Source organism: Anaerorhabdus sp., assembly GCF_036637135.1.
Taxonomy (GTDB): domain Bacteria; phylum Bacillota_I; class Bacilli_A; order Erysipelotrichales; family Erysipelotrichaceae; genus Anaerorhabdus.
In genome coordinates, this window is the sequence record NZ_JAVWNC010000082.1 from 1 (window position 1) to 6,916 (window position 6,916).

The window sequence follows — 6,916 nt, forward strand, 5'->3', positions numbered from 1 at the left end:
TAGTTCAAACATTAGCTGAACAATCTGCATCTGCAATCGATTTCTTAGATTCAATTGGAGCACATTTGAGTGATGTTGGTAAAGCTGGTGGAGCTAGTACTAATCGTTCTCATAGACCGGTTGATGAAGCAGGAAAAATCTTATCTGTAGGTAGCTACTTAGTTCCAATTTTTGAACAAGCTGCTAAAGATAATAATGTAACATTCTATATGGAAACAGAAGCAACAGAAATTTTAATGAACGAAGGAACAGCCGTTGGTGTTAAAGCTAGCTCTGCTGATACAGATTATACAATTAATGCAAAAGCAGTAATCTTGGCTACAGGTGGTTTTGGTGGAAACCTTGAAATGGTTGAATCATACAAACCTGAACTTAAAGGTTATGTAACAACAAATGCATCTACAATCACTGGAGATGGTATCAAAATGGCTGAAGCTGTTGGTGCTAATCTAGTAGATATGGCTGAAATTCAAATTCATCCAACTGTAGTACAATCAAATGGAGCATTAATCACTGAAAGTTTACGTGGAGATGGTGCTATCTTAGTTAATAACGAAGGAAACCGTTTTACAAATGAAGTATTAACACGTGACGTTGTAAGTGCAAACATTATTGCTGAAGAAGGTAGTGCAGCATGGTTAATTGTTGACCAAAAAATGTTTGATGATTCAAATGTTATCCAAGGCTATGTAAACAAAGGTTACATGCTTAAGGGTGATACAGTTGCTGATTTAGCTAAAGTAATGGAAGTTGATGAAGCTGCATTACAAGCTACACTTGATAACTGGGTTGCAATGGTTAAAGCTGGTGAAGATAAAGACTTTGGTCGTGATGATTTAGCAACTGTTAAATATGACTTAAGTACTGCTCCTTACTATGCAGTAAAAATTGCTCCAGGAGTTCACCACACAATGGGTGGTGTTGAAATCAATACAAACACTGAAGTAATGAATGCTAGTGGCGAAGTAATCCCAGGATTATATGCTGCTGGTGAAGTTACTGGTGGAGTTCATGGTGGTAACCGTTTAGGCGGTAATGCTGTTGCAGATATTATTGTATTTGGACGTATTGCTGGACAAAACGCTGCTACATACACTACTAAATAGTTGTGTTAAGGATGATGAAAATCATCCTTTTTATTTTATATAAGACTAGACAAAAATCATCTGTTAGCATACACTAATAGTGATAAAACTTCAGGGCAGGGTGAAATTCCCGACCGGCGGTATACCCCGCGCGCTATTTTGTAATAGCATGAACTGGTGAAATTCCAGTGGCGACAGTAAAGTCTGGATGAAAGAAAGTTTTCTTCTTTTTGTTAGCCGTCCTAAGGTTTTGTTGAAAACCTTTTTCTTTTGGAAAAGTGTCATTAAGGAGGATATAAAAATGACAACTCAAAAAGTATTCAACATTAAAACCATGGCTAGAGTCGCAATTCTAGCCGTCATCGCATTTATTCTAATGTATTTTGATTTTCCGATTCCATTTATTGCGCCAGGGTTCTATAAAATAGATCTTAGTGAAGTTGCTGTATTAGTGGGAGGATTTTCTTTAGGTCCATTAGCTGCGGTATTGATTGAAGGATTAAAGATTATACTTTATATGTTGTTTAAACCATCATCAACTGCTTATGTAGGAGAGTTTGCAAATTTCATTATCGGATGTTCTTTAGTTGTTCCAGCGAGTGCAATTTATTTCAAAAACAAATCTAAGAAAAATGCTTTTCTTGGTCTTGCGGTTGGAGGATTGGCTATGGTAATTGTGGGATTATTAATGAATTATTTTGTTTTACTTCCTGCATATTCATTCTTCTTTCATATGGACTTAAATATGATTGTTGATATGGGTCGTGCAATTGTACCATTTATCAATGATAAATTGACCTTTGTATTCTTTGCAACAACGCCATTTAACCTTGTTAAAGTGATTGTTGTATCCGGATTAACAATGGTTTTATATAAACACATTTCACCATTACTTAAGAAATAGATTAATTGAAAAATATTCAATGTTTAATGCTCATTTATGTTATAATAGTGATGATTACAAGGAGGCTTTTATGGGAAAGTATTCGCGTACAGCAAAATATCAAGAACTTAGAGAACACTTGCAAAATGATGCAGAGGGTCAAATAGATTCAAAGGATTTATCACAATTTACTGAAAGATTAAGTAAAATTGATAATGTTAACCTTGGAACTCGACCAAGTCATGAACCAATACTAAAAAGTAATGAGTATTTGGATGCACAACCACTTCTAGAAGAACGAGAAGAGATTGCAACGTTTAACAATGAATATTTAGATGAATATATTCAAGAAGTAAAACAATACAACAAAGATAAAGGTAGAATGTTAAATGATGATACACAAATTAACATTTTAAAAGAATTAAGAGGGGATAAACCAAAAGCAACTATTGAAGAAGTGAATAGTTATCCAACTCAAGAACCTTTAATTAATCGTTTTACAGAATTAACTGAAGAAACAACAGATATACCATTCCTTCAACAAGATACAAAGATGAATACTCAAATTTCAATGGAATTAAGTAAAATGTTGAATGAAGAGGAATATCCAAATGATACTTATGTTTCTCCATCAAATCCAATTGATGAAGATGATGAGGATTACGAAGATTATGAAGAAGTTTCATTACCATTTAATCTTGCAGAAAAATTCAATCGTGAAAAATCTGAAAGAGAACGTCTAATGGAAGAAACATCAAAAATGAAAGTTCAATTAGACCATTATCGTGGAAATCTTGATCAAATGGAAGAAAGAGTGAATAACTCAAATCGTATATTAAATTTCATTTTAGTTATTTTGATTTTAGCGTTATTAGTTGTTATTGGTGTTGTTGGGTATTGGTTACTATTAAATAGAGGTATTATCTAGTGAAGATTAATATTGCAATTGATGGGCCAAGTGCTGCCGGTAAAAGTACAATTGCAAAAGTATTAGCGAAGAAATTAAATTATTCGCATTTAGATACAGGAGCAATGTATCGCTGTGTAGCGTATAAAGTTTTAAATATGGGAATTCAAATTGATGATGAACCAAAGATTATAGAAGTAATAAAAAATACAATCATTGAACTTAGACCAGATGGTTCAATTTACCTAGATGGTCAACAAGTGTCAAATGAGATACGTACAAATGAAGTATCTATGGGTGCGAGTAACGTTTCTAAACTTGAACAAGTGAGAAAAGAACTTGTTAAAAGACAACAAGAAATGGCTCAATCTAAAGGTGTTATTATGGACGGTCGTGATATTGGGACAGTTGTTCTTAAAGATGCAGAAGTTAAAATCTTTTTAACAGCTTCTGCTAAAGCAAGAGCACTTCGACGTCACAAAGAAAACCTTGAAAAAGGATTAGAATCAAATTTAGAAGAATTAACTAAAGAAATTGAAGCACGTGATTATCAAGATAGTCATCGTGAACATAGTCCTCTTAAAAAAGCAGATGATGGTATTGAAGTTGATACTTCGGACTTATCAATTGATGAGGTAGTAGCTAAGATTGAAGAAATTATTCAAAGTAAATTAGCGTAGAAATGAGGTTTTGAAATGATAAATGGGATTGTTGCAATTGTAGGTCGTCCCAATGTAGGTAAATCAACAATCTTTAATCGTTTCATCGGTGAAAGATTATCGATTGTAGAGGATACACCAGGAGTTACAAGAGATAGAATTTATGGTAAAGGTGAATGGTTAACTAAAGATTTCCGTGTTATTGATACAGGTGGAATTCAACTGTTAGATCAACCTTTCCAAGAAGAAATAAAGGCACAAGTAGAAATCGCGATTGAAGAAGCTGATGTTATTGTTTTTGTTGTGTCTGGTAAAGAAGGAGTTACTAATGATGATGAGTATATTGCGAATATGCTTAAACGTCAAAGTAAACCTGTGGTTCTTGCAGTAAATAAAATCGATGATTCATCAAAGATTGAAAATATTTATGAGTTCTATAATTTAGGACTTGGAAATCCGTTTGCAGTAAGTGGTGTTCATGGAATTGGTATGGGAGATGTACTTGATGAGGTTATCTCATTATTTCCTGCAAAGAAAAAAGAAGATTATGAAGGATATATTCGTTTTGCATGTATTGGTCGACCAAATGTTGGTAAATCAAGTATAGTAAATGCTATCTTAAATGAAGAACGAGTTATAGTTAGTGATATTGAAGGAACTACAAGAGATGCTATCGATACGCCATTTACAAAAGATGGTGAAGATTATGTAATCATCGATACTGCAGGTATTCGTAAAAAGGGTAAAGTATATGAAAATATAGAAAAATATTCTGTATTAAGAGCTTTGTCTGCAATTGAACGAAGTGATGTTATATTGTTTGTAATCGATGGTGAAAGAGGAATTCTTGAACAAGATAAACATGTTGCAGGTTATGCGCATGAAGCAGGGAAACCAATTATTATTGTTTATAACAAATGGGATACTGTTGAAAAAGATGATAAAACAATGAATATTATTAAAGAGAAAATTCGTGCCGAATTCTTATACTTGAGTTATGCACCGATTGTCTTTGTATCAGCAAAAACAAAGCAAAGAATTCATGATTTAATACCAATGATTCATGATGTATATCAATTTAGCCAATTAAGAATTGCAACGAATGTATTGAATGAAGTTATCATGGATGCACAAATGATGACACCTGCACCAGCAATTCACGGTAAGCGTTTAAAGGTGTTATACTCAACACAAGTATCAGTAGCGCCACCAACATTTATCTTATCTGTTAACGATCCTGAACTAATGCATTTTAGTTATAAACGTTACTTAGAAAATAGATTAAGAGAGGCATTTGGTTTTGATGGTTCACCAATCCGAATCATTGCTAGAGCAAAAGGATAATAAAGATGAAAGTATGCATATTAGGAAGTGGTAGTTGGGGAACTGCCTTAGCACAAACGTTAACCGACAACAATGTCGAAACGATTATTTGGGGAAAAGATGAAAGCGAAGTACAAGATATTAATATCAATCACAAGAATACAAAATATTTTGGTGAGGATGTTCTATTAAGTGATAAACTAATTGCAACCACGGATATCAATTGTGTAAAAGACGCAGATTTAGTATTACTAGCAGTACCTTCAATTGCGATTGAATCAGTATGTAAAACAATTAATCCTTTACTTGAAAAGAAAGTAATTGTAATAAATGTAGCAAAAGGATTTCATCCAGAAACACATGAAAGACTTTCTGTTGTAATTAAGAAATTTATGAATCAAGATAAATTAAAAGATGTTGTTTCATTAATTGGACCTTCACATGCTGAAGAAGTTGTATTGCGCTTGCTTACAACTGTAAATGCTGTTTGTGAAAATGAAGATTCAGCAATTCTTGTTCAAGAGTTGTTCTCGAATGATGTCTTTAGAGTTTATCGTAATACAGATGTAGTTGGTGCGGAAATTGGAGTAGCCTTAAAGAATGTCATGGCTTTGGCTAGTGGTGTTCTTTCTGGTCTTAATCAAGGTGATAACGCAAGAGCTGCTTTAATGACTCGAGGTTTAGCTGAAATGTCTCGATATGGTATCTCGCAAGGTGGTCGTCCTGAAACGTATTTAGGACTTACTGGTGTTGGAGATTTAATTGTTACATGCACATCTCATCATTCTCGTAATTTTCAAGCAGGTTTTGAAATCGGTAAAGCTAATTCAGCAACTGATTTCTTGGAAAACAACCATAAAACTGTTGAAGGAGTACGGGCTGCAAAAGTTGTTTATGAGGAAGCTCAAAAACAAGGAATTGAGATGCCAATTACAGAAGAAGTTTATAAAGTACTATATGAAAATAAAAGACCCTCAGAAGCGATTCGTGATTTAATGAGTCGTGAATTAAAATCAGAAGAAATTTAACGTAAAACCCAAGTTCAATGTTCTTGGGTTTTAATTAGAAATAATTGTATAAAAAATGGTATACTATATGTATCTTAATAAGTGTTTAAGGGGTGTTTATTATGAATAAATTAAAAAAGGGGTTTACTTTAGTCGAACTAATTGTAGTAATAGCGGTATTGGCTGTTTTAGGTATGTTGATAGTTCCACAAGTTACCGGTGCTATTGATGAGAGTCAACGCGTTACTTGTATGAATAATTTAAATCTTATTAAGCGTGCTTATCTTACAGCAAAAGCAAGTGATGAAACAGTTTCTATGACAACTGTAATAGGTAATAGTAATGGCAAATATTATTTAGGTAAATCGGAATGTCCTAAATCACAGGATGAATATGGAAGACAATATTTAGATGATTTGTGGTGCCCATATCATAAGATAAGTACATTGGGTACTTTATCAATTTATGATGAATATGTTGCAGGAGTTATGGATGATTTATTAATTAAAATTGAGAAATGTGGTGTATATTCTACGCATGATGAAAGAAATACTTGTGTAAATAAAGCTACAAATGGTTTGATTAGTAGATATGTAGATGCTTCAAATACGAATTTACGTAATGCGATTATAGGTCTATATGGTAACAAAGAGTGGCCTCCAATTGATAATAATCTACTTGCAGCAGCAAAGTTGGATGTGACGACAAAATACTATTATCAACCTTATTTCACTGACAATAAAACAGAATTATTATTTGCTAGCAAAGATTCTACAGGGCATGGCCAATGGAGTACAAATCTAATATTTTACCAAGGGCAATGGTATAAATACAATGGAGTTGGATCCAAAACCAATATAAGTGTTACAGAATTTCAAACATTATCTGCACAGCAAATAAGAGATAAATTTAATTCTTCAGAGTTCAGTAAAGTTGATTACTAAGTTAAAGTTAAGAAAGAATTATAGTACTATACTGGCTATAATAGAGGAGATGCGGAGAGTTATAGCAATCCTCTTTTTTTTATTTATTTGCAATAAAAACAAAAAAAG

General features: G+C 33.1%; 7 protein-coding genes and 1 riboswitch. All 7 genes read left to right on the forward strand.

Annotation, left to right across the window (positions count from 1 at the left end; genetic code table 11):
- Positions 1-1,106, forward strand: a 1,106-nt coding sequence (locus RR643_RS10750; protein WP_332483204.1) for a flavocytochrome c, incomplete at its 5' end; no start/stop codon positions are given.
- A gap of 82 nt (positions 1,107-1,188) precedes the next feature.
- A riboswitch (FMN riboswitch) is annotated at positions 1,189-1,310 on the forward strand.
- 76 nt (positions 1,311-1,386) lie between these two features.
- Complete coding sequence (locus RR643_RS10755; RefSeq protein ID WP_332469849.1) at positions 1,387-1,989, forward strand: ECF transporter S component; 603 nt, start codon at positions 1,387-1,389, stop codon at positions 1,987-1,989.
- A 70-nt stretch (positions 1,990-2,059) separates the two neighbouring features.
- A complete protein-coding gene (locus tag RR643_RS10760) occupies positions 2,060-2,896 on the forward strand; it encodes a hypothetical protein (protein ID WP_332469848.1) in 837 nt (278 codons plus the stop codon).
- Positions 2,896-3,555 (forward strand): (d)CMP kinase, encoded by a 660-nt coding sequence (gene cmk, locus RR643_RS10765; protein ID WP_332483205.1) that lies wholly within the window; start codon positions 2,896-2,898, stop codon positions 3,553-3,555. Before RR643_RS10760 ends, cmk begins: the two co-directional genes overlap by 1 nt.
- A gap of 15 nt (positions 3,556-3,570) precedes the next feature.
- On the forward strand, positions 3,571-4,878 hold the full coding sequence (gene der, locus RR643_RS10770; protein ID WP_332469846.1) for a ribosome biogenesis GTPase Der: 1,308 nt from the start codon (positions 3,571-3,573) through the stop codon (positions 4,876-4,878).
- 5 nt (positions 4,879-4,883) lie between these two features.
- On the forward strand, positions 4,884-5,885 hold the full coding sequence (locus tag RR643_RS10775) for an NAD(P)H-dependent glycerol-3-phosphate dehydrogenase (RefSeq protein WP_332483206.1): 1,002 nt from the start codon (positions 4,884-4,886) through the stop codon (positions 5,883-5,885).
- A 101-nt stretch (positions 5,886-5,986) separates the two neighbouring features.
- Positions 5,987-6,808: a type II secretion system protein gene (locus tag RR643_RS10780; RefSeq protein WP_332483207.1), complete on the forward strand. Its 822-nt coding sequence runs from the start codon at positions 5,987-5,989 to the stop codon at positions 6,806-6,808.
- The last annotated feature ends 108 nt before the right edge of the window (positions 6,809-6,916 follow it).

What these genes read in the sequence shown, in the direction of transcription:
- RR643_RS10755 (WP_332469849.1), top strand. Translation starts at nt 1,387, where the DNA reads ATGACAACTCAAAAAGTATTCAACATTAAAACCATGGCTAGAGTCGCA.
- RR643_RS10760 (WP_332469848.1), top strand. Translation starts at nt 2,060, where the DNA reads ATGGGAAAGTATTCGCGTACAGCAAAATATCAAGAACTTAGAGAACAC.
- der (WP_332469846.1), top strand. Translation starts at nt 3,571, where the DNA reads ATGATAAATGGGATTGTTGCAATTGTAGGTCGTCCCAATGTAGGTAAA.
- RR643_RS10775 (WP_332483206.1), top strand. Translation starts at nt 4,884, where the DNA reads ATGAAAGTATGCATATTAGGAAGTGGTAGTTGGGGAACTGCCTTAGCA.
- RR643_RS10780 (WP_332483207.1), top strand. Translation starts at nt 5,987, where the DNA reads ATGAATAAATTAAAAAAGGGGTTTACTTTAGTCGAACTAATTGTAGTA.